Genomic DNA, 19,076 nt, shown 5'->3' on the forward strand with positions numbered 1-19,076 from the left:
CAACGATAGCGTTGACGGCATGGCTACTGACATCAAGGACACCGTCCGTGCCGTCGAGGCCGCCGCCGTCATGAGGCTGCTCCCGGCCCGGCCCCGGCTGCTCGCCCTGGGCGAGCCCACCCACGGTGAGGACGCTCTGCTCGGCCTGCGCAACGAGCTCTTCCGGCAGCTCGTCGAGCAGGAGGGCTACCGGACGATCGCGATCGAGAGCGACTGCATGAGGGGCCTGGTCGTGGACGACTACGTCACCTCGGGCACGGGCACTCTCGACGAGGTCATGGAGCACGGATTCAGCCACGGCTGGGGCACCTCCGCGGCCAACCGCGAACTCGTGCGCTGGATACGGGCGTTCAACAACGGCCGGCCCGCGTCCGAGCGGCTCCGTTTCGCCGGCTTCGACGGCCCGCTGGAGATCACCGGCGCCGCGAGCCCCCGGCAGGCCCTCACCGCGCTCCACGGCTGCCTCGCGGCCCGCGTGGACGCGGACCTGCTCCCCTGCACCGCGGAGACACTCGACCGCCTGCTCGGCGCCGACGCCCGGTGGACCGATCCCGCCGCGATGACGGACCCGTCCCGGTCCGTGGGGCAGTCGGCCGAGGCCGGTCAGCTGCGGCTGCTCGCCGACGACCTGGTGGCGCTGCTCGACGCGCAGACGCCGCACCTGATCACGGCGACCTCGCTGGACGACTGGGACCGGGCACGCCTGTACGGGCGCACCGCCACCGGCCTGCTGCGCTACCACTACTGGATGGCCGACACCTCACCGGCCCGCATGACCCGGCTGATCGGGCTGCGGGACTCGATGATGGCCGGCAACCTCCTCGCCGCAGCCGAACGGAACCCGACCCTGGTCCACGCCCACAACAGCCATCTCCAGCGCGACAAGAGCACGATGCGCATGTGGGACCAGCCGCTGCTGGAGTGGTGGAGCGCCGGCGCGCTCGTGAACGCCCGCCTGGGGAAGGAGTACGCCTTCCTGGCCACGGCCCTCGGCGCGATTCGGCACCGGGGGGTCGGCGCCCCGCCACCGGACACCGTCGAAGGACTCCTGTACGCGCTCCCGGAGGACCGCTGCGTCATCGACGCCCCGCGGCTGGCCACCGCCCTCGCCGGCACGCGGCCCGCGCCCCGCGTGTCCCCCTGGTTCGGCTACTCCCCGCTGGACCCGGCTCACCTGGCGGACAGCGACGGCATCGTGTTCGTCAAGGACGTCCCGCAGAGCTAGTGCCGCATCAGGCAACGCTTGCCCTGTCGACGACGGCGCGTAGGCGCCGGTCGTCGGTGTGGCGGTTTCGCCAGACGACGTAGCGGCGGATCATGCTGCCCTGCTCTTTGTGGCTGGCGTGGTCGGTGCCGTCGAGGGTGAAGTAGCGCAGGGCGGTGAACTGGGCCTCGATGCGGTTCAGCCACGAGGAGTTGGTCGGGGTGCAGGCGATCTCGACGTTGTTGGCCTCTGCCCAGTCCGTCACCCGGCGGCACCGCTTGGTGGTCAGGTGCGGGGAGTAGTTGTCACACACGATCGCCAGGCGGACTGTCGGCGGGTAGAGGGTGCGCAGGTAGCGGCAGAATTCCAGGAACTTCGATCGGTTCTTGGTCTTCTTGATGTGGCCGTAGAGCTTGTCCTTGGCCAGGTCGTAGGCGGCGAACAGGTGCCGCACTCCGTGTGGGTGGTTGTAGGTTGCCCGCCGCCTGCGGCGTGGTTCACGGTCGGGGTCTTTGTGCCTGCCGCCGAGTTCGGCCCACTGCCGGCCCGGGTGCGGTTGCAGGTTCAGCGGGCTGAATTCGTCCAGACAGAACACCATCTCCAGCTCGCCGTCCTCGGGTATAACCTCGCCGTCGGCGATGGCGTACAAGTGCTCGACGCGGGCCTTCTTGGCGGCGTAGTCCGGATCGCGGGAGGTCTTCCAGGTCTTTATGCGTTGAAACGAGACTCCCTCCTCGTGGAGCAGGGCCCGCAGGCCCTCGTGGCTGATGTCGTCGACCACTCCCTCGGCGACCAGGAAGTCGGCCAGCTTGGCCAGGCTCCAGGTCGAGAACGGCAGGCCGTGCTCGGCCGGCTTGGACTTGGCGATCTTCTTGATCTCCCGGCGCTCAGGCAGGGTGAAGGTCCTCGGCCGCCCGCCCGCGTACTTCGGACAGAGCGAGTCGAAGCCGTCAGCGTTGAAGTTGTGGATCACATCCCGGACCCGGTCCGCGCTGGTGAACGTCACCTCGGCGATCTTCGCCACGGGCATGCTCTGCGCGGATAACAGCACCATCTGCGCCCGGCGCCAGGTCACCACCGACCCGGTGCCCCTACGGATGATCCGCGGCAGCCGCCTGCCCTCGTCGTCATCGATCTCACGGACCCGCACGCGCTCTGCCACACCGGCACAGCTTGCCGGACGCGCGCCGCCAAAGTGGAATCCGGACGGCGCGTCACCTCACCACAGCACAAGGGCCGCTGATGCGGCGCTAGCCGAGATTCAGAACCTCATCGTCCGCGTGCGTGCCGAACTCGGCGACGCGCACCTCCGCGATGTGCTCGTACCGGCTGATCCGGTCGGTCCACTCCGCGTCGACGCCGAACGCCACCTGCGCGAAGCCCACCCGCCTGACGGCCTCGGCCAGGCCCGGATCGCCAGGCGCCAGCAGCCGCACCGGCGCGTCAAGCGCCACGGTGTGCGGCGGCACGAAGTACTCGTCCGGCAAAACGGTGCGCGCATGGACGAGCGCGCCGACAGCGACAACCGAGCCGGCCCCCAACCGTGCGCACTGCAGGACCGTCGCCGCGGTCGCCACATAGACGCACCTGCCGACTTCACAGCCCAGCAGCGTGGCATGCGGCCCCACGAAGACGTGATCGTCGACAAGCACCGGCTGATCGCCGGCGACCGCAGACCCGCGCAACACCGCGTTCTCGCAGATCACCGCCGCCTCCCCGACCTCGATCCGAGACCCCTCGGCATCGAGCACCGCACCGTACATCACCCGCGCCCTCGGCCCCACGCGGACATCACCAACGAGCGTGGCCGTCGGGGCGACGTAGGCGGTGGGATGGACCTGCGGTTCATACCCGCGGTGCCGGATGCGGATTCCCTGCGCTTCAGCGATCATGAGCGGATTCTCGCCCGACCGACCGCGAGCATGCTGGCGCATTTCAGACGTCGCGTTCGCCGAGACATGTGCCATCCGCGATCTGAGGCACTACAGGGCGAACGTTGGCTGATACGGCCCTAGTGCCACCATCGGCGGTCCGGCCCGCCGGGGCGCCTCGGACGTGCGGGAGGCGTTCCGGCCGTCGACGGCGCGTACGACCGCTCGGGGCCGGCACCGCCCGGGCGTCGGCCAGGCTGGTGACCTCCGCGACGGCCCCCGGTGACGGCCTGGCGTACCGCTTCGCGCTCTCCGGCTCCGGCCTGCGGCCCGCCCGCGCGTTCCAGGTGTCGACCGCCGCGGTATCCCGCAGCAGCCCCAGCCCCAGCCCCAGCCCCAGCCCCAGCCCCAGCCCCAGTGCCTCGCCGGTCTCGCGGTAGCCGGGGGCGTCCCGGTTCTCCCGGGCGTGCTCGTAGCGGCTCTGCTTCCGTGTCCCGTGCCCGGCCCGCTCGGCGGGACCGGCGCACTTGTGGCGGACAGCCCGAGAAGGCTTCGCGGGTCGTCTCGGTTTCATTCCGTGTCGGGCGTGGCCGGGATGTCGAGGAGGGCGAGGAAGGCGGTCGCCGCGGGCGTGCGGCCGGCGCGGCTCCAGATCACCTACTCGACGCGGGCCGGCGCGTCAGTGACCTCGATGGTGGTTGCGCCGGTGAGCTGAGGCACGTAGGCGGAGGGGAGCATGACGATGCCGAGGCCCTGCCCGACCAGTCGCGCCAAGAAGTCCGCCGGTGCGCCCGCTGGACCGTCCGCGGTCCGGTACACCCGGCAGGCCGGCCCCGATGCCCGGCCGGGCTTGTCGAAGGGCTCCCGTCCGTAGACCAGGATCGTCGGCGAGCCGGTGAAATCCGTGACCTCGACCTCGACCTCGACCTCGACCTCGACCTCGGTCTGGGCCTGGCCTGGCCTGGCCTGGCCTGCGATGGTGCGCGTGCGGAACGGCACGCCGTGCAGGCCGAGTTCGTCCAGCGCTTGGCGGAGCCGGTCCGCTGCGGGCTCGGCGTTCGGACAGCGGGGCACGACCAGCGGTTCGATCTTCATGGCGTCAGCATCGTGCACGGTGGGGCTCCCGAGGGCTCAGGTGCAGCAGTCGCATCCGGGGCGGCAGCCGCAGGGGTCGGCTTCCGTGACGGCCGTCGGCGTCGCAGGGAAGGCAGTGGGCGCACAGCAGCCCTTGCCCTGCCAGGCGTCACGGCCCTCCTTGACGGCGACGGCGGCGATGACGAGGGCGGCGATCGGGTCGGCCCAGGACCAGCCGAGGAGCAGATTGGCCAGCAGGCCGGCCAGGAGCACGGCGGAGAGGTACGTGCAGAGCAGGGTCTGCCGGGAGTCGGCGACGGCGGAAGCGGAGCCGAGTTCCCGGCCGGCCTTGCGCTGGGCGGCGGACAGGAAGGGCATGACCGCCAGGGAGAGGGCGGCGAGCACGATGCCCGGGAGCGAGTGCCCGGCTTCACCGGTGCCGGTGAGCGCGCGTACGGAGTCGACGGTGACGTAGAGCGCGAGGGCGAAGAAGGAGACGGCGATGATTCGCAGTGCGCGTTCCTCCCGGGCTTCCCGGGTGGCGTGGTCGCGGGCGGAGAACTGCCAGGCGACGGCTGTGGCGGAGGAGACCTCGATGACGGAGTCGAGTCCGAAGCCGATGAGCGCGGTGGAGGAGGCGAGGGTGCCGGCGGTGATCGCGACGACGGCCTCGACGACGTTGTAGGTGATCGTCGCGGCTACCAGCAACCGTATGCGCCGGGAGAGCGCGTCGCGGCGGACCGGGCCCGGCCCGAGGGATGTCGCCGTCATTCAGCAGCATCCCTTCTCGTCCGCGTCCGCGCAGGTACGGTCCGCAGCGACGGCGACCACCGCGTTCCGGAGGTCGTCCAGGGCGTGCCCAAGGCGTTCGTCGGCCAGTTCGTATCGGGTGCGCCGGCCGTCGGGCACGGTGACGACCAGGCCGCAGTCCCGCAGGCAGGCCAGGTGGTTCGACAGCCGGGTACGGGAGATCTCCAGGGCGTCGGCGAGGTCGGCCGGGTAGGCCGGGGCCTGACGCAGAGCGAGCAGGATGCGGCAGCGGATGGGGTCGGCCAGCGCACGACCGAACCGCGCCAGCACTTCGATGTCAGCGGCGATTGTCAGCACACCTGGACAGTACACGTGAACCTGAATTCAGGGAATCGTGGATCGTCGATTCCTGATGCGCCTGCGCACCTCTGGGCCGTAGCCGTAGCCGTAGCCGTAGCCGCTTGCCTCGATGTCCCGGTTGTCGGCGGTGGACCGGCTGAACCCCAGCGGCCTTACGGTCCGAGGGCCGTCCGGCGCAGGCCCGGGGGAGAGCGCCGCGTCGGCAGCCGGGCCGGCGCCACGGTGGGCGGCATCGTCGTCGGCCGAGGCCCGCGCGACCCGGGCGCCATCAGTCGGTCGGCGCCGCCCACCGGGAGGGCCCCCGTAGGGACCGGAAGTCCGTACGGCCCGAGCCGTACGGACCGGGCTCAGGCAGCCAACTGCTTCAGCAGGGCCGGCAGCGCCGTTCCGATCGGCTCGCGCACGACCTGGTCGGCCAGTTCGTCGTAAGGGGTGGGCTCGGCGTTGACGACGACGAGCCGCGCGCCGTACTCCGCCGCGATCCCCGCGAGCGAGGCGGCCGGCTGCACCTGGAGGCTGGTGCCGACGGCCACGAACACATCGCTCGCCTTGGCGATCGACAGTGCCTCACCCATCACCACGGGGTCGAGCCGCTGCCCGAACATCACGGTGGCCGACTTGAGGATGCCCCCGCACGCGCGGCACGACGGGTCCTCCTCACCCGCCTCCACCCGTGCCAGCGCCTCCTCCATCGGGGCGCGGGCGTGGAAGTCGGTGCACACCGACGACCGGGCGCTCCCGTGGAGTTCGAGCACTTTGCGGGCGGACAGCCCGGCCATCTGGTGCAGCCCGTCGACGTTCTGGGTGAGGACCCGGACCGGGACCCCCGAGCGTTCCAGCTCGGCGATCGCCCGGTGGGCGTCGTTCGGCCGGGCGCGCAGCGCGGGACTGTCCAGGCGCATGCGCCAGGCGCGGCGCCGGATGCCGGGGTCGGACATGTAGAAGTCGTACGTGACGAGCTTCTCGGCCTCCGGGTCGCGCCGCCACAGGCCGTTCGGCCCCCGGTAGTCGGGGATGCCGGAGTCCGTGGAGATCCCCGCTCCGCTGAGCACGGCGACCAGAGGCCGCCGTGCCGTGCCCTTGTCGCTCATGAGATCGAGCGTAGGCGGCGCGGTGCGGCGTCGTCGACGGGATTGATCCTGGCTCCCGTCCGGATCCGGATCCGGGTCGGCGGCTCGGGCCCGTCTCTCCCCGGTTTGTGAGAAGCGGCCGGTTCGGGTGTTCCACGCGCAGTGTTCGAGCAGTGAGGTACCGCGCAGGGCGGTGCGGTGCGGTGTGGCGCGTGGAAGCCGTCAACAGTCTTTTGCGGCGCAGTCGTTGACAGCGGGGTTGCGCTTTCCTACGGTGACGCCCGACCGTTACATCGATGTAAAGAGTGTTCTCCCCACGCCCTCACCGGGGCCACGCCGAAGGGACCACCATGCCCCCACACCCACCCGACGCTCCAAGACGCACCGCTCGAACCGTCGTCTTCCTGACCGCTCTCCTCGCCCTCCTCCTCGGACTGGCCCCGGCAGTCCCGGCCGCTCCGGCAGTCCCGGTCGCAGCACCGGCCGCCCCGCCCGGACCGGAGTCGGCGGCGGCTGCCGCAGGCACCTTCCGCAATCCGCTGAACACCGGCCCCGACCCGTTCATGACGCACTGGAAGGGCGCCTACTACCTGACCAGCAGTCAGAACGACCGCATCACGATGTGGCGCTCCCCCTCACTGAGCACCCTCCTCACCGCCGACCCCGTCACCGTGTGGACCGACACGGACGCTTCCCGGAACAAGAACATCTGGGCACCGGAGTTCTACCGTTTCGGCGACCGCTGGTACCTGTACTACACGGCCGACGACGGCGTCGACGACCATCACCGGCTGTACGTCCTGGAGTCGGAGCGCGACGACCCGGCCGGTCCGTACCACTTCAAGGCGAAACTCGCTCCGCCCAACCACAAGGACGACTTCTCCATCGACGCCGGGGTCCTCCAGCACAACGGCCGGCTGTATCTCGCGTACAGCGGGATCAACCAGTACCAGCACAACGGGTTGAACATCGCCCCGATGTCCGACCCGTACACCGTCTCGGGCGACGCCGTGGCGATCGACGCCGCCGGAGGATGCCCGGAGGTCCGCGAGGGCCCGGAGTTCCTCTACCGCAACGGCCGTACCTGGATGACGTATTCGGCCTGCGACACCGGCAAGCCGGACTACCAGGTCTGGATGATGTCCCTGTCGCAGACCGCCGACCCGCTGGTGCCCGGCAACTGGAGACAGCACCCCGGCCCGGTCTTCTCCCGCGCCGACGACCGGGGTGTGTACGGCCCCGGCCACCACGCCTTCTTCCGGTCCCCGGACGGCACCGAGGACTGGATCGTCTACCACGCCAAGACCACGTCGGCGTACACCTACGGCAACCGCACCACCCGGGCGCAGAAGTTCACCTGGAGGACCGACGGCAGCCCCGACTTCGGCCGGCCGCTCGCGCTCGGCGCCACCCAGGACCTGCCCTCCGGCGATCCGGCGTCCGGCAACTACTGGATCAACGACGACGGCCGTTCCAGCGGCCCGGGGAGCGTCACCTACGGCGGCCGGTGGAACTCCGGTACGGGCTGCGCCACCCAGTGCTTCTGGAGCGACGACCACTGGAGCGACCGCGCCGGAGCGACCGCCACCTTCTCCTTCACCGGGACCCGGATCGCCCTGCTGTCCGTCGAGGACGTCGGCAACGGCTACGCGGCCGTCAGCATCGACGGCGGCCCGGAGACCCGCGTCGACTTCCACGGCGCCCTCCGCGCCGGTGAGGTGCTCCAGTACCTGAGCCCGAAGCTGCCCGCCGGGCCGCACACCCTCCGGGTGCGCGTCACCGGCGAACGCAACCCGCAGGCGCAGGCCGCTCATGTCAGCATCGACCGGGCCGAGGTGTACTCCTGATGAAGCAGCCGACAGACCGGAAGCGGACGCCGCGAAGAACGGCGCACCCGCGGTCCGTACGTTCGGCGGCCGGGGCCCTCGCGGCGCTGCTCGCCCTCGTCCTCGCATGGACCTCGCTCGCCGTGCTTCCCGCGGCCGCCGCCGTGGGCGGCCCGGCCCTCGACCGGAACTTCCCCGACCCGGACATCGTCAAGGCCGGCAGTACCTACCACGCCTACGCCACCAACGGCGACGGCAAGAACATCCAGCGCGCCACCTCCACCGACCTGGTCGACTGGTCGGTCTCGGGTACGGATCCGTTGCCCCGCCTGGGGAACTGGGCGGTGCCGGAACGCTCGCTGGTCTGGGCGCCCGAGGTCTTCGACAACGGCAACGGCTTCACCATGCTCTACACCGCGCGCGACCGGGCCACGAACAAGCAGTGCATCGGTGCGGCCCTGTCCGCGTCACCGCAGGGCCCGTTCCAACCGGCCGACGGCGCGCCGCTGGTGTGCCCGGGGGACCGGGGCGGAGCGATCGACGCGTCCTCGTACACCGAGAACGGGCAGCGCTACGTGCTGTGGAAGAACGACGGCAACTGCTGCGGCCAGGACACCTGGCTGTACCTCCAGCCCCTCTCCTGGGACGGTACGCGCACGACCGGAGCCGCCACCGGACTGATCAAGCAGGACCGCTCCTGGGAAGGCGCGCTCGTCGAGGCGCCGACGCTGGTCAAGCACGGCGGCCGTTACGTGCTGTTCTACTCGGCCGGCCACTACGGCGACGCCTCCTACAAGACCGGTTACGCCACGGCGACCTCGCTGAACGGCCCGTACACCAAGGCCCCCTCCCCGCTGATGACGACGGACACCTTCGCCGGCTCCGTGCGCGGACCGGGCGGACAGGACGTGGTGACGGGGCCGGACGGGCGTGACCGGATCGTCTTCCACGGCTGGAGCGGCGACTACTCCAGGCGTGCGATGTACGTGGCCGACCTCGGCTGGGCGAACGACCATCCCGTCGTGCGCGGCAGCAAGGTGATCCACCAGGCCGAGAACGCCCGGGTGAACAACGCGGTGGTACGGGACGCGGCGGGCGCTCTGGACGGCAGGGCGGTCGGCCGCATCGACCACGCCGACAGCTTCGTGGAGTTCACCGTCTTCGCCGCCTCCGCCGGCCGGCACACCCTGACCGTGCGCTACGGCAACGGCTCCTCCAGCGGTGGCTCGCCCGTCGCCTCCTCGCACCGGCTGAGCGTCAACGGCAACGCGGCCGACCCGGTCGCTTATCCGCACACGGGCTGGGACAACTGGCGTCACGTCGGCAAAGAGATCACCCTGGCCGAAGGATGGAACACCGTCCGCCTCGCCAAGGGCGACCACTGGGCGGAACTGGACTCCATCGAGATCGCCTGACGGACCTGAACTGCGGGCGGGCCCGGCCCCCTGGCGGGCGGACCCGCAGGCGGACAGGCCCGCACGCGGGCATCACCGCTCCGCTCGGTCGGCGGGGTGCGGCGGAGTGGCGCGGGCCGGCCGCCCAGGAGGCGAGGATGCGCAGTCCGCCGGGGGAGGGGACACCCGCTTCAGCCGTCCGGCCGGACTCGGCCGTGCGGTCGCGGCCCTGGCCGCCCGCCCCTGAACCCGTACCGGTGGCCGCGGCCACCGGTACGGGTTCAGGGGCACTTCCTCGCGGGAACCCGCGAACTCGCACGCGTCCGGCCCTTGGGCCCCGCTCGGTCCGGAACCCCGCTCAGCCCTTGAGCCCCGAGCGGGACACGCCCTCGATCACCCACCGCTGGGCGACCACGTACAGCAGCAGCACCGGCAGGCTCGCGACGACCGCCCCGGCCATCAGCAGGTCGTACCGGATGTTGTTGGCCCCCTGGAAGTTGGCGAGGCCCACGGGCAGCGTGAGCGACTCCGGGCTGAGAAGGACGTACAGCGGCCACAGGAAGTCGTTCCAACTGGCGAGGAAGGCCAGCAGGGCCAGCGTCGCCAGCGCCGGACGGGACAGCGGCAGGACGACCCGTACGAAGATCTGCCAGCGGTTGCACCCGTCGATCTCCGCGGCCTCCTCCAGCTCGCCGGGCAGCGAGAGGAAGAACTGCCGCAGGAAGAAGACGCCGAACGCGCTCGCCGCTCCCGGCACGATCACGGCGGGCAACGTGTCGATCCAGGCCAGCTCGTTGACCAGCAGGAAGTTGGGCACCAGCAGGATCACCGGCGGCACGAAGAGGGTGGCCACCACGCAGGTGAAGATCGCGCCCCGGCCGCGGAACTCCAGCCGGGCCAGCGCGTACGCCGCGGGGGTGGCCGTGGCGAGCACCAGGACGGCGTGCGCGGTGGCCACGAGCAGGCTGTTGACCAGCCACCGCAGGATCGGGCTGTCGGTCGCGCTGAAGATCTCCTGGTACGCGTCGAGGGTCGCGGGGCCGGGGATCCACTCCGGGGCGCTCGCTCCGGCCGACTCTCGGTCCTTGAACGACGTGACGAGCATGTAGAGCAGCGGGCTCAGATACAGGGCGGCGACCACCCCCAGGACCAGGTGGAGCAGCGAACGGCGCACCCGGCGCCCGGCCGGCGGCCGGTTCGCGGCGCCGGAGCGTGGCGGTGCGAGGGTCATGGCGTCTCCTGGCGGTCACGGAAGACGCGGAAGACGACCGCGCTGGTGACCATGAGGGTGAGGGCGAGCAGGAAGCTCATCGCCGAGGCGGTGCCCATGTCGAAGCGGCGCAGGCCGGTCTCCGCGATGAGGAAGATGGCGGTCTTCGTCTCGTCCGCCGGCGCGCCCGTGGTGATCAGATAGGACTGGCCGAACATGTTCGCCGACGCCAGGAGTGTGGAGTTGACCACGAACAGGGCCACCGGCCGCAGCCCCGGCACGGTCACGTGGCGGAAGCGCTGCCAGGGGCCGGCCCCGTCCACCTTGGCGGCTTCGTACAGCTCCGCCGGGATGTCCTGGAGTCCCGCCAGGTAGATGACGGCGTTGAAGCCGAGCGTCCACCAGACGGTGACGCCGACCAGTGCCCACCAGGCGGCGGGCGTGTCGGTGGTCCACTGGATGCCGTCCGGCAGCCCGAGCGCGCCGAGGTAGTGGTTGACCATGCCGATGTTGCCGTCGAGCAGGAAGCGCCACAGCAGACCGACGACGGCGACCCCGAGGACGTACGGTGCGAAGTACACCGCCCGGTAGAAGTTCCGGCCCCGGAACTTGCCGTTCATCAGCAGCGCCACCAGCAGCGGCACGACCAGGAGGAAGGGCAGCGACAGAACGGTGAAGACGCCCGTCGCCTTCATGGCGATCCAGAACCGGCCGCCGTCCACACTGCCGCTGTCCATCAGCTCGGTGTAGTTGTCCAGCCCCACGAACGGCTTGACGGCGAAGTTGATGTCCCAGTCGTGGAGGCTGATCCACAGCCCCCAGCCGATCGGGATCACCAGGAACGCGGTGAAGAGGACCAGGTACGGGGTGAGGAAGACGTACGGGGTCCACCACCGGTAGGAGCGGGTGGCGAGACGCGCGCCCCTCACTTCGCGTACTTCTTCTTGTTCTCGGCGAGCAGCTTGTTCGCGGTGGCCACCCCGTCGCGCAGCGCCCGGGCGGGTCCGGCCTTCTTCAGCACGGCCTGCTGGACGGCGAGTTCGAGCGCCTTGCTCTGTACGTCGCCGACGCCCGGCAGCGCGGGCAGGAAGCGGAAGGCGTTCACGTCCCCGGCCAGCGCGACCTGCGGGAGACCGGCGACGGCCGGGTCCGTGCGGACGGAGTTGCGCGCCGGGATCATGCCGGCCCCGGCCCACTCGGTGGACTGCTTGCTCATGTAGTCGATGAAGAACTTGGCGGCGGTGACCTTGTTCTTGTCCTTGGCGCCCTGCGAGGTCAGCACGAAGTTGTGCGAGGCGCTCCACATGGCTGCCGTACCGCCGATGTTCGGCAGGGCGTTCATGCCCCAGCGGAGGTTCCGGGCGTTGTTCTCGAGGTCGTTGATCTGCCAGATGCCGTCCCAGGTGAAGCTGACCTTGTTGTTCTTGAAGGCGTTGTACTGGGCGTCCTGGGCGACCTGGTCCGGGCTGAAGCTCTTGTCGATCTGGGCGACCATCCACTCCAGCGCCTCGACGCCGGCGTCGGACCCCCACTGCGCGCTCGTCCCGTCCTCGCTGTAGAGCTCGCCGCCGAACTGCCACAGCAGCGACATGAACATCAGGTGTCCGGGCCACTTGTTGGGCATCCAGAACGGGTTGGCCACACCCTTCTTGGTGAGCGCGGTCAGTGCGTCCTCGAAACCGGCGCGGTCGGCCGGCGCCTCCTTGAGACCGATGCGCCCGAGGTGGCTCTCGTTCCAGTAGTCGGCGAGGCAGTGCACGTCCAGCGGCACGCTGTAGCGGTGCCCGTCGTAGACGCCGGCCTGCCACACGGCGGGGATGAAGTCCGACTCGGTGAGCTTCAGCGCGGAGACGACGTCGTCCAGCGGTACCAGGGTGCGGCGCGCGGCGAAGGTGGCGACCCAGCCGTTGTGGATGACGGCGACGTCGGGGCCCTTGCCCGCGGTGATCGCGGTGGGCATCGCCGGGTAGAGGTCCTGCCACTGGCGGGTCGTGTTGCGGACGCTGATCCGGCCCTCGTACTCCTTGTTGAAGGCGGCGAGCATCTGCTTCATGTGCGGGCCGTCGCCGCCGGTGAAGCCGTTCCAGTACTCCAGGGTGACCTTGGGGCCCTGGTACTCACCGCCGTCGAAGCTGGGGCCGGCGTTCCGGGAACCGCCCTGGTCCGCGCCGAGCTTGGTACCGCCGCTGCACGCGGTCAGCAGCCCGGCGGCGCCGGTGCCGGCGGCCAGGCCGAGGAAGGTGCGGCGGCGCAGGTTCTCGGGGAACAGAGGGACGGTGCTCATGGTGTGCTCCTTCGCTGGGGGTCTTGCGTGTCCTGGACCGGCGAACCGAACCGCCGCCGTGAGAGGGGGGAGGGGGCGAGAGGAAGGGGACGAGTGGTCAGGCGGTGACGAGCCGGACCATCGACCAGGAGGCCGGGGGAAGTTCGACGGTGAGACGGCCGTCCTCCGTCCTGGTGCCGTCGACGGCGGTCGGGCGTACCCGGTCCGGTTCTTCACGGGTGTTCACCGCCGCTGCCGCCGCTCCCGAACCGTCGAGCACCACGTGCCCGGCGACGCGCAGGCCGGGCAGCGGACGCAGGTCCAGCGTGACCGTGAGCGGCGAGGTCCGGTCCCGGTTGACCGCGAAGACCGCCACGTCGCCGCTCTCCTCGTCGTACGTCGCGGTGGCCCACAGGGCGGGGACCTCGCCGTACCGCGCCGTCTCGATCACCGGCGACCGCGGCTCCACGCGCAGGACCGTGCCGCGGGCGTGGCGGGCCGTGAGCGCGAAGGGGTGGAAGACCGTCTGGCGCCAGGCAGGGCCGCCGGGCTCGGTCATGATCGGCGCGATGATGTTGGCCAGCTGGGCCTGGCAGGCCACGTCCACCCGGTCGGCGTGCCGGAGCAGGGTGATCAGCAGACTGCCGACGACCACGGCGTCGACGGTGTCGTACACGTCCTCGATCAGGCGCGGGGCGGTGCGCCACTCCAGCGCGGATTCACCGGGGAAACGGCTCTGGTACCAGACGTTCCACTCGTCGAAGGAGAGCTTGATCTTCTTCTTGCTGCGCAGCTTCGCACCGATGTGATCGGCGGTGGCCACGACGGAGCCGATCATCTGGTCCATCTCCGCGCCGCTCGCCAGGAACGAGTCCACGTCCCCGTCGACCGGCTGGTAGTACGCGTGCAGCGACACCATGTCGACGTGCTCGTACGTGTGCTCCAGCACCGTCGCCTCCCACGAGGCGAACGTGTCGATGTACGCGTTGGAGCTGCCGCAGGCGACCAGTTGGAGGGTGGGGTCGAAGCGCTTCATGGCGCGGGCCGTCTCCGCCGCGAGCCGGCCGTACTCCTCGGCGGTCTTGTGCCCCATCTGCCACGGGCCGTCCATCTCGTTGCCCAGGCACCACAGCCGGATGCCGTGCGGCTCGGCGACGCCGTGCGAGCGGCGCAGGTCCGACAGGGCGGTGCCGCCGGGATGGTTGGCGTACTCCAGCAGGTCCATGGCCTCGGCCACGCCGCGGGTGCCGAGGTTGACGGCCATCATCGGCTCCACGCCGGTGCGGCCCGCCCACGTCATGAACTCGTTGAGGCCGAAGGCGTTGCTCTCGATGCTGCGCCAGGCGTAGTCGAGCCGGATCGGGCGGTCTGCGGCCGGGCCGACTCCGTCCTCCCAGCGGTAGTTGGAGACGAAGTTGCCGCCGGGATAGCGCACCAGGGTCACACCGAGCTCGCGGGCGAGGTCCATGACGTCCTGGCGCAGGCCGTCGGCGTCGGCGGCGGGGTGCCCGGGCTCGTGGATCCCGGTGTACACCGAGCGTCCCATGTGTTCCACGAAGGATCCGAAGAGACGGCGGTTCAGGTCCCCGACGCGGAAGCCGGGGTCGAGGGTGAGACGGGCCGTGGCCATGTGCGGGACTCCAGGTGTGGGTGCGGGGTGAGCGAGGAGTGCGAGCTCCGGAGGTGCCCGGTCCGGAGACGCTCCGGCAGGCGTGGCCCGTGGCGTTCGACCCTCCGGACGCTGCGGCTGGGCGTAAGATTTACATCGTTGGAACAGCGTTGTAAATAGGTCGCGTGCCACGGTCTTCCCACCGTCGGACCTGCCCGCCGGACTCGGGCGTTCCCCCGGTGATCAGGTGTGCGACGGTGGTCGTTCACATCACGGACGGGCATCTTGGGACATGAACGGAAGGTGGGTGCGCGGTGGCGAGCCTGAAGGACGTGGCACAGCGGGCCGGGGTGTCGGTGAAGACCGTCTCGAACGTCGTCAACGGGTACGCCTATGTGGCGTCCGGGACCCGCGAGAAGGTGGAACTGGCCCTGGCCGAGCTGGACTACCGGCCCAACCTCTCGGCGCGGAACCTGCGCCGCGGCCGTACCGGAGTCATCGCGCTCGCCGTCCCCGAGCTGGACGCCCCCTACTTCGCCGAGCTCGCCCGCTCCGTCATCAAGGCGGCCGCCGAGCGCGGCTGGATGGTGCTGATCGACCAGACCGACGGCGTGGCCGCGCGCGAGCGCGAACTCCTCCAGGGCGTCCGCGAGCAGTCGGTCGACGGGCTGATCTTCAGCCCGGTGGCGATCGGCCGTGACGACCTCGCGGCCCGCACGGACGCCACCCCGCTGGTGCTGCTGGGCGAACGCGTCCTCGACGGCCCCACCGACCACATCGCCGTCGACAACCAGAGCGCCGCACGCGAGATGACCGCCCACCTCGCCGGACTCGGCCACACGCGGATCGGCGCGATAGGGGCGCAGCACCGGCCCGGCATGGGCACCGCCCGACTGCGGCTGGCCGGCTACCGCGAAGGGCTCGCCGCCGCCGGACTGCCGTACGACGAGGAGCTGGTCGCCCCCACCCCGGCCTACCGGCGCGCCGACGGGGCGGAGGCGATGCGCCGGCTGCTCGCCCTGCCCGAGCCGCCCCGGGCGGTGTTCTGCTTCAACGACCTCCTGGCCCTGGGGGCCCTGCGCACGGTCCTCTCGCAAGGGCTGCGGGTGCCCGAAGACGTGGCGGTCGCCGGATTCGACGACATCGAGGACGGCCGGTACAGCACGCCGACCCTCACCACCGTCTCGCCGGACAAGGACCGGGTGGCGAAGACCGCGGTCGAGCTGCTGGACACCCGCATCGACGCCGGCCGGCGGGCGGGGCGCGGGGCGGCCGCCTGCCGTGAGATCGAGGCCCCCTACCGGCTGCTCGTCAGGGAGAGCACCGTGGGGCGGGCCGGCTGACGCGCCTCCTCACGGGCCCGCGGCCGCACACGGTCCCCCTCTCTCCCCCCCGTCCGTCGATGCGCCCGCGCAGGAAGTCGGCGTGGCCGTTGTGCCGGGCGCACTCCTCGGCCGAGTGCGCCGGCACATCGCGCGGTTGCACCGGCTTCCCGCCGTTGGCGGCGGTGGCGCCGAGACCGGGCACCTCGGCCACGAGCCGTTCCGCGAAGGCGACCTCGAACCGCCAGGTGCGCGCGGGAAGCCCCGGCCCTCTGCGACGGCGCCCGGCGCTGTGGGAGGGTGATCGCGTGACCTTGGAGGATCTCGTCCGGCTGCGCCGGACCCGTGACCTGATGGACCGCGCGTACGCGGAGCCGCTCGACGTTCCGGCGCTGGCGCGCGTCGCCCTCATGTCACCGGGCCATTTCTCCCGCAGTTTTCGCGCGGCCTTCGGGGAGACGCCGTACAGCTACCTGATGACGCGCCGGATCGAGCGGGCGAAGGCGCTGCTGCGGCGGGGCGACCTGTCGGTGACGGAGGTCTGCTTCGCGGTCGGCTGCACATCGCTGGGATCGTTCAGCTCGCGGTTCACCGAACTGGTCGGCGAGAGCCCGAGCTCGTACCGGGCCCGCCCCCACGAAGAGGGCGCTGCCGTCCCGGCCTGCGTCGCCAAGATCCACACGCGACCGGTCAGGAACGGAGAAGCGAAACCCGATCCCGGCCCATAGCGTGAAACGCATGGACATCAAGCTTTCGCAGTGCTTCATCGCCGTCGACGACCACGACAAGGCGCTCGCCTTCTACCGGGACGTTCTCGGCCTGGAGGTGCGCAACGACGTCGGGTTCGAGGGGATGCGCTGGGTGACCGTGGGGTCGCCCTCGCAGCCGGACGTGGACATCGTCCTGGAACCGCCCGTGGCGGATCCGAACGCCTCGCCGGCCGACAGGCAGGCCATGGCGGAGCTCATGGCGAAGGGTCTGCTGCGCGGCGTCATCTTCTCGACCGACGACTGCGACGCTACCTTCGAGCGCATCAGCATGGCGGGCGGCGAGGTGCTGCAGGAGCCGATCGACCAGCCCTACGGCGTCCGCGACTGCGCCTTCCGTGATCCCTCCGGCAACATGCTGCGCTTCAGCCGGCCTCGCGGGCAGTGAGCTCTGGCCCCGCGAACCGGGCGTTGCCCGCCCGCCCGCCCGCCCGTCCGGCTGGCCGGACGGCGGAGGCCGGTCACGGCCCAGTCGCAGGACGCGTCCGCGGTGCGGACGGGGCGGGGCTGCTCGTCCCGTCCAAGGTGGCCCTGCCCCGGCGCGGCGGCGTGGCCCGGGGGCCCGCTGCACCCGCGCCCCACGAAGGGCAGCGGCGGGGAAGCGGAGGCCGGGCCGGCCGAGGAGTGAACGGCGGCGCGTCCTCGGCCGGGCCCTGCACCCCGCGCCCGCAGATATCTATTGCCGCGGCGACAGAAATTTGTGCAATACGCGGTGAGAGTTTATGACGCACTGGGCGGAGTGATATTACTTGCCGCACTTCGCCACGTGCACTGTGCTATGTTGATGTCAGTTGCAGTTGTGGTTCCCAAAGACTTCAAGTGCTCTTACTGGCTCCTGTGCCGGTAGGTGCGCTTTTGTATTGCCGGTGTTGTTTTCCGGGCGGGACAATCATTGCGGCGACTCGGGGTTCGCACAGTGCGAGCCCTTGGGCATTGCCCCGAAGGAGATATGACATGGCTACTGGCACCGTGAAGTGGTTCAACGCGGAAAAGGGCTTCGGCTTCATCGAGCAGGAGGGTGGCGGCCCCGACGTCTTCGCCCACTACTCGAACATCGCCGCCCAGGGCTTCCGTGAGCTGCAGGAGGGCCAGAAGGTGAACTTCGACGTCACGCAGGGCCAGAAGGGCCCGCAGGCCGAGAACATCGTTCCCGCCTGACGCTGAAGCGTACGACGCAGCTGGGGCCCGCACCTTTGGGTGCGGGCCCCAGCTCGTTGCGTTGTCCTGGTTCTTGTATGTGCGCTGTCACGGTTCCGTGAACGGTGCAGCCACGCCGTGCTCTGTGCTCTCCCCCGGTACGGGCCGGTAATGCGGGCCCGGGCGGGGGCGGAAACTCAACGGTCCGAGTAGCTGAAGTCCCCTATCGTCCATGCGCTTACGTCCTTGATGGCGATGCGGTACATCCCGCCGGTTTCGGGAATCCCGACACTCCCCTGGAGGATCCTCGCGACATGAAAATGCAGATGGGTGGGGGGCTGGTCCTGCTTCGGGCGGAGGTCCGTGTCGGCGGCCATGAAGATGCCGGCAAACGGACCCAGGCGATCCGAATCCATCAGTACCTCGGCGACCCGCTCCCGCCACACGGCCTCGGGAGCCAACCGTCCAGTGATGACAGCTCCACCGGCAACCACGGTGAGTGACATCTGATTGCAGTGCTCGGACTCCACCGTCGCGGCGACGTCAACGAGCAGATCATCAGGGTTCGACATGGCAGGTGATTTTACTACCGTTGAACCCCGCGCCGGTAGGTCGGCCGGCGGACGCCGGCGAGGCGGGTCCCTGCCCGGCCCCGCGGGGGCGGAGCCCCCTGCGCCCCTCCCGGATGCGCCCCCTCCGGAGTGCACCACGCTCCCGGTCCGCGGCCCGGCCGCAGACGCCGTAATTCGGGACAGGGGTGCCGGCGAAGCCGAATATGTCGCTTTGCAGGCACAGAAAATTAGGCAATGCGCGACGAAGGTTTATTTCCTGGTGGCCGGGATGATATTGGGTCGGGCTCCCGGGCGCTTATGCCGTGCTACTGTTTTGTAGCCATGAGTAATGGTTGTTGAAATGAGCTTTTCTGCTCATGGTGCACTTTCGGGCGGGGAAACTCGCGCAGCGACACGAAGATCGCACAGTGCAGGCCTTGAAACCGCTCACAAGGAGGTACGACATGGTTACCGGAATCGTGAAGTGGTTTGACGAGGCCAAGGGGTTCGGCTTCATCGAGCAGGCGGGCGGCGGCGCTGACGTGTTCGCTCACTTCTCATACCTCGCCGATCACAGCCTTCTCGGGCTGCTCGAAGGCCAGGAGGTGGCCTTCGAGCTCAAGCAGGGCCCCAAGGCCCCGCATGCAGTGAACATCGTTCTCGCCTGA

20 protein-coding genes and 1 pseudogene are annotated in these 19,076 nt (G+C 70.3%); 9 read left to right on the plus strand and 12 right to left on the minus strand.

The genetic code is table 11. The features are described from left to right. Nucleotides 1-19: 19 nt before the first annotated feature. On the plus strand, nucleotides 20-1,225 hold the full coding sequence (locus ABD374_RS11500) for an erythromycin esterase family protein (protein ID WP_344494157.1): 1,206 nt from the start codon (nucleotides 20-22) through the stop codon (nucleotides 1,223-1,225). Nucleotides 1,226-1,232: 7 nt separating this feature from the next. Here the strand turns inward: ABD374_RS11500 and ABD374_RS11505 are convergent, their stop codons facing one another. Together ABD374_RS11505 and ABD374_RS11510 are read right to left on the minus strand one after the other, a co-directional pair. Further along, the gene (locus ABD374_RS11505; protein WP_344494159.1) at nucleotides 1,233-2,366 is read right to left on the minus strand and encodes an IS630 family transposase; all 1,134 of its coding nucleotides are present in this window, start codon (nucleotides 2,364-2,366) and stop codon (nucleotides 1,233-1,235) included. 88 nt (nucleotides 2,367-2,454) lie between these two features. Beyond that, nucleotides 2,455-3,096: a gamma carbonic anhydrase family protein gene (locus tag ABD374_RS11510; RefSeq protein ID WP_344494161.1), complete on the minus strand. Its 642-nt coding sequence runs from the start codon at nucleotides 3,094-3,096 to the stop codon at nucleotides 2,455-2,457. Between the two features lie 239 nt (nucleotides 3,097-3,335). On the opposite strand from ABD374_RS11510, the gene ABD374_RS11515 reads away from it, so the two are divergent. After that, nucleotides 3,336-3,515, plus strand: a complete 180-nt coding sequence (locus ABD374_RS11515) for a hypothetical protein (RefSeq protein ID WP_344494163.1) — start codon at nucleotides 3,336-3,338, stop codon at nucleotides 3,513-3,515. 130 nt (nucleotides 3,516-3,645) lie between these two features. Here ABD374_RS11515 and ABD374_RS11520 read toward each other — a convergent pair. The 4 genes and pseudogenes from ABD374_RS11520 to ABD374_RS11535 all read right to left on the minus strand — a co-directional run. Beyond that, nucleotides 3,646-3,858, minus strand: a pseudogene (locus ABD374_RS11520) (LysR family transcriptional regulator); the annotation flags it as partial. 348 nt (nucleotides 3,859-4,206) lie between these two features. After that, nucleotides 4,207-4,920 (minus strand): cation efflux transmembrane domain-containing protein, encoded by a 714-nt coding sequence (locus ABD374_RS11525; RefSeq protein ID WP_344494165.1) that lies wholly within the window; start codon nucleotides 4,918-4,920, stop codon nucleotides 4,207-4,209. Beyond that, on the minus strand, nucleotides 4,921-5,256 hold the full coding sequence (locus ABD374_RS11530; RefSeq protein WP_344494167.1) for an ArsR/SmtB family transcription factor: 336 nt from the start codon (nucleotides 5,254-5,256) through the stop codon (nucleotides 4,921-4,923). A 350-nt stretch (nucleotides 5,257-5,606) separates the two neighbouring features. Continuing rightward, the gene (locus ABD374_RS11535) at nucleotides 5,607-6,350 is read right to left on the minus strand and encodes an SIR2 family NAD-dependent protein deacylase (protein WP_344494169.1); all 744 of its coding nucleotides are present in this window, start codon (nucleotides 6,348-6,350) and stop codon (nucleotides 5,607-5,609) included. 329 nt (nucleotides 6,351-6,679) lie between these two features. Here ABD374_RS11535 and ABD374_RS11540 point away from each other — a divergent pair, with 329 nt between their 5' ends. Continuing rightward, nucleotides 6,680-8,176 (plus strand): family 43 glycosylhydrolase, encoded by a 1,497-nt coding sequence (locus tag ABD374_RS11540; protein ID WP_344494171.1) that lies wholly within the window; start codon nucleotides 6,680-6,682, stop codon nucleotides 8,174-8,176. Then, on the plus strand, nucleotides 8,176-9,570 hold the full coding sequence (locus tag ABD374_RS11545; protein ID WP_344494173.1) for a family 43 glycosylhydrolase: 1,395 nt from the start codon (nucleotides 8,176-8,178) through the stop codon (nucleotides 9,568-9,570). Before ABD374_RS11540 ends, ABD374_RS11545 begins: the two co-directional genes overlap by 1 nt. A gap of 337 nt (nucleotides 9,571-9,907) precedes the next feature. Here ABD374_RS11545 and ABD374_RS11550 read toward each other — a convergent pair whose 3' ends face one another. From ABD374_RS11550 to arfA, 4 genes are all read right to left on the minus strand, one after another. Further along, nucleotides 9,908-10,780, minus strand: a complete 873-nt coding sequence (locus ABD374_RS11550) for a carbohydrate ABC transporter permease (RefSeq protein WP_344494175.1) — start codon at nucleotides 10,778-10,780, stop codon at nucleotides 9,908-9,910. Next, the gene (locus ABD374_RS11555) at nucleotides 10,777-11,688 is read right to left on the minus strand and encodes a carbohydrate ABC transporter permease (RefSeq protein ID WP_344494177.1); all 912 of its coding nucleotides are present in this window, start codon (nucleotides 11,686-11,688) and stop codon (nucleotides 10,777-10,779) included. The genes ABD374_RS11550 and ABD374_RS11555 overlap by 4 nt, the downstream gene beginning before the upstream one ends. Further along, complete coding sequence (locus ABD374_RS11560) at nucleotides 11,685-13,043, minus strand: type 2 periplasmic-binding domain-containing protein (RefSeq protein ID WP_344494179.1); 1,359 nt, start codon at nucleotides 13,041-13,043, stop codon at nucleotides 11,685-11,687. Before ABD374_RS11560 ends, ABD374_RS11555 begins: the two co-directional genes overlap by 4 nt. A gap of 97 nt (nucleotides 13,044-13,140) precedes the next feature. After that, entirely contained in the window at nucleotides 13,141-14,652 is a 1,512-nt protein-coding gene (gene arfA, locus ABD374_RS11565) for an arabinosylfuranosidase ArfA (protein WP_344494181.1), read from the minus strand. Nucleotides 14,653-14,945: 293 nt separating this feature from the next. Between arfA and ABD374_RS11570 the strand changes: the two genes are divergently transcribed. Continuing rightward, on the plus strand, nucleotides 14,946-15,974 hold the full coding sequence (locus tag ABD374_RS11570) for a LacI family DNA-binding transcriptional regulator (protein ID WP_344494183.1): 1,029 nt from the start codon (nucleotides 14,946-14,948) through the stop codon (nucleotides 15,972-15,974). On the opposite strand, the gene ABD374_RS34565 is transcribed toward ABD374_RS11570, so the two are convergent. Next, nucleotides 15,943-16,365: a mycothiol transferase gene (locus tag ABD374_RS34565; protein WP_425577190.1), complete on the minus strand. Its 423-nt coding sequence runs from the start codon at nucleotides 16,363-16,365 to the stop codon at nucleotides 15,943-15,945. The two genes, ABD374_RS11570 and ABD374_RS34565, sit on opposite strands and share 32 nt — an antisense overlap. On the opposite strand from ABD374_RS34565, the gene ABD374_RS11580 reads away from it, so the two are divergent. The 3 genes from ABD374_RS11580 (at nucleotide 16,262) to ABD374_RS11590 (ending at nucleotide 17,878) form a co-directional block, all read left to right on the plus strand. Then, entirely contained in the window at nucleotides 16,262-16,681 is a 420-nt protein-coding gene (locus tag ABD374_RS11580) for a helix-turn-helix transcriptional regulator (protein ID WP_344494185.1), read from the plus strand. The genes ABD374_RS34565 and ABD374_RS11580 overlap by 104 nt on opposite strands. Nucleotides 16,682-16,691: 10 nt before the next feature. After that, a complete protein-coding gene (locus ABD374_RS11585; RefSeq protein WP_344494186.1) occupies nucleotides 16,692-17,108 on the plus strand; it encodes a VOC family protein in 417 nt (138 codons plus the stop codon). Nucleotides 17,109-17,674: 566 nt separating this feature from the next. Then, nucleotides 17,675-17,878 (plus strand): cold-shock protein, encoded by a 204-nt coding sequence (locus tag ABD374_RS11590; protein WP_093797295.1) that lies wholly within the window; start codon nucleotides 17,675-17,677, stop codon nucleotides 17,876-17,878. Nucleotides 17,879-18,054: 176 nt separating this feature from the next. Here ABD374_RS11590 and ABD374_RS11595 read toward each other — a convergent pair whose 3' ends face one another. Next, the gene (locus ABD374_RS11595; protein ID WP_344494189.1) at nucleotides 18,055-18,429 is read right to left on the minus strand and encodes a hypothetical protein; all 375 of its coding nucleotides are present in this window, start codon (nucleotides 18,427-18,429) and stop codon (nucleotides 18,055-18,057) included. A gap of 443 nt (nucleotides 18,430-18,872) precedes the next feature. On the opposite strand from ABD374_RS11595, the gene ABD374_RS11600 reads away from it, so the two are divergent. Further along, nucleotides 18,873-19,076: a cold-shock protein gene (locus tag ABD374_RS11600; RefSeq protein WP_344494191.1), complete on the plus strand. Its 204-nt coding sequence runs from the start codon at nucleotides 18,873-18,875 to the stop codon at nucleotides 19,074-19,076.

This window comes from Streptomyces enissocaesilis (assembly GCF_039533765.1).
In the GTDB taxonomy this organism is placed as follows: Bacteria; Actinomycetota; Actinomycetes; order Streptomycetales; family Streptomycetaceae; genus Streptomyces; species Streptomyces enissocaesilis.

Coding starts and splice junctions, on each gene's coding strand:
- ABD374_RS11540 (WP_344494171.1), top strand. CDS start 6,680: ATGCCCCCACACCCACCCGACGCTCCAAGACGCACCGCTCGAACCGTC.
- ABD374_RS11535 (WP_344494169.1), bottom strand. CDS start 6,350: ATGAGCGACAAGGGCACGGCACGGCGGCCTCTGGTCGCCGTGCTCAGC.
- ABD374_RS11585 (WP_344494186.1), top strand. CDS start 16,692: ATGGACATCAAGCTTTCGCAGTGCTTCATCGCCGTCGACGACCACGAC.
- ABD374_RS11600 (WP_344494191.1), top strand. CDS start 18,873: ATGGTTACCGGAATCGTGAAGTGGTTTGACGAGGCCAAGGGGTTCGGC.
- ABD374_RS11590 (WP_093797295.1), top strand. CDS start 17,675: ATGGCTACTGGCACCGTGAAGTGGTTCAACGCGGAAAAGGGCTTCGGC.
- arfA (WP_344494181.1), bottom strand. CDS start 14,652: ATGGCCACGGCCCGTCTCACCCTCGACCCCGGCTTCCGCGTCGGGGAC.
- ABD374_RS34565 (WP_425577190.1), bottom strand. CDS start 16,365: ATGAGGGCGACGCGCGCCAGCGCCGGAACGTCGAGCGGCTCCGCGTAC.
- ABD374_RS11500 (WP_344494157.1), top strand. CDS start 20: ATGGCTACTGACATCAAGGACACCGTCCGTGCCGTCGAGGCCGCCGCC.
- ABD374_RS11525 (WP_344494165.1), bottom strand. CDS start 4,920: ATGACGGCGACATCCCTCGGGCCGGGCCCGGTCCGCCGCGACGCGCTC.
- ABD374_RS11560 (WP_344494179.1), bottom strand. CDS start 13,043: ATGAGCACCGTCCCTCTGTTCCCCGAGAACCTGCGCCGCCGCACCTTC.
- ABD374_RS11510 (WP_344494161.1), bottom strand. CDS start 3,096: ATGATCGCTGAAGCGCAGGGAATCCGCATCCGGCACCGCGGGTATGAA.
- ABD374_RS11545 (WP_344494173.1), top strand. CDS start 8,176: ATGAAGCAGCCGACAGACCGGAAGCGGACGCCGCGAAGAACGGCGCAC.
- ABD374_RS11595 (WP_344494189.1), bottom strand. CDS start 18,429: ATGTCGAACCCTGATGATCTGCTCGTTGACGTCGCCGCGACGGTGGAG.
- ABD374_RS11550 (WP_344494175.1), bottom strand. CDS start 10,780: ATGACCCTCGCACCGCCACGCTCCGGCGCCGCGAACCGGCCGCCGGCC.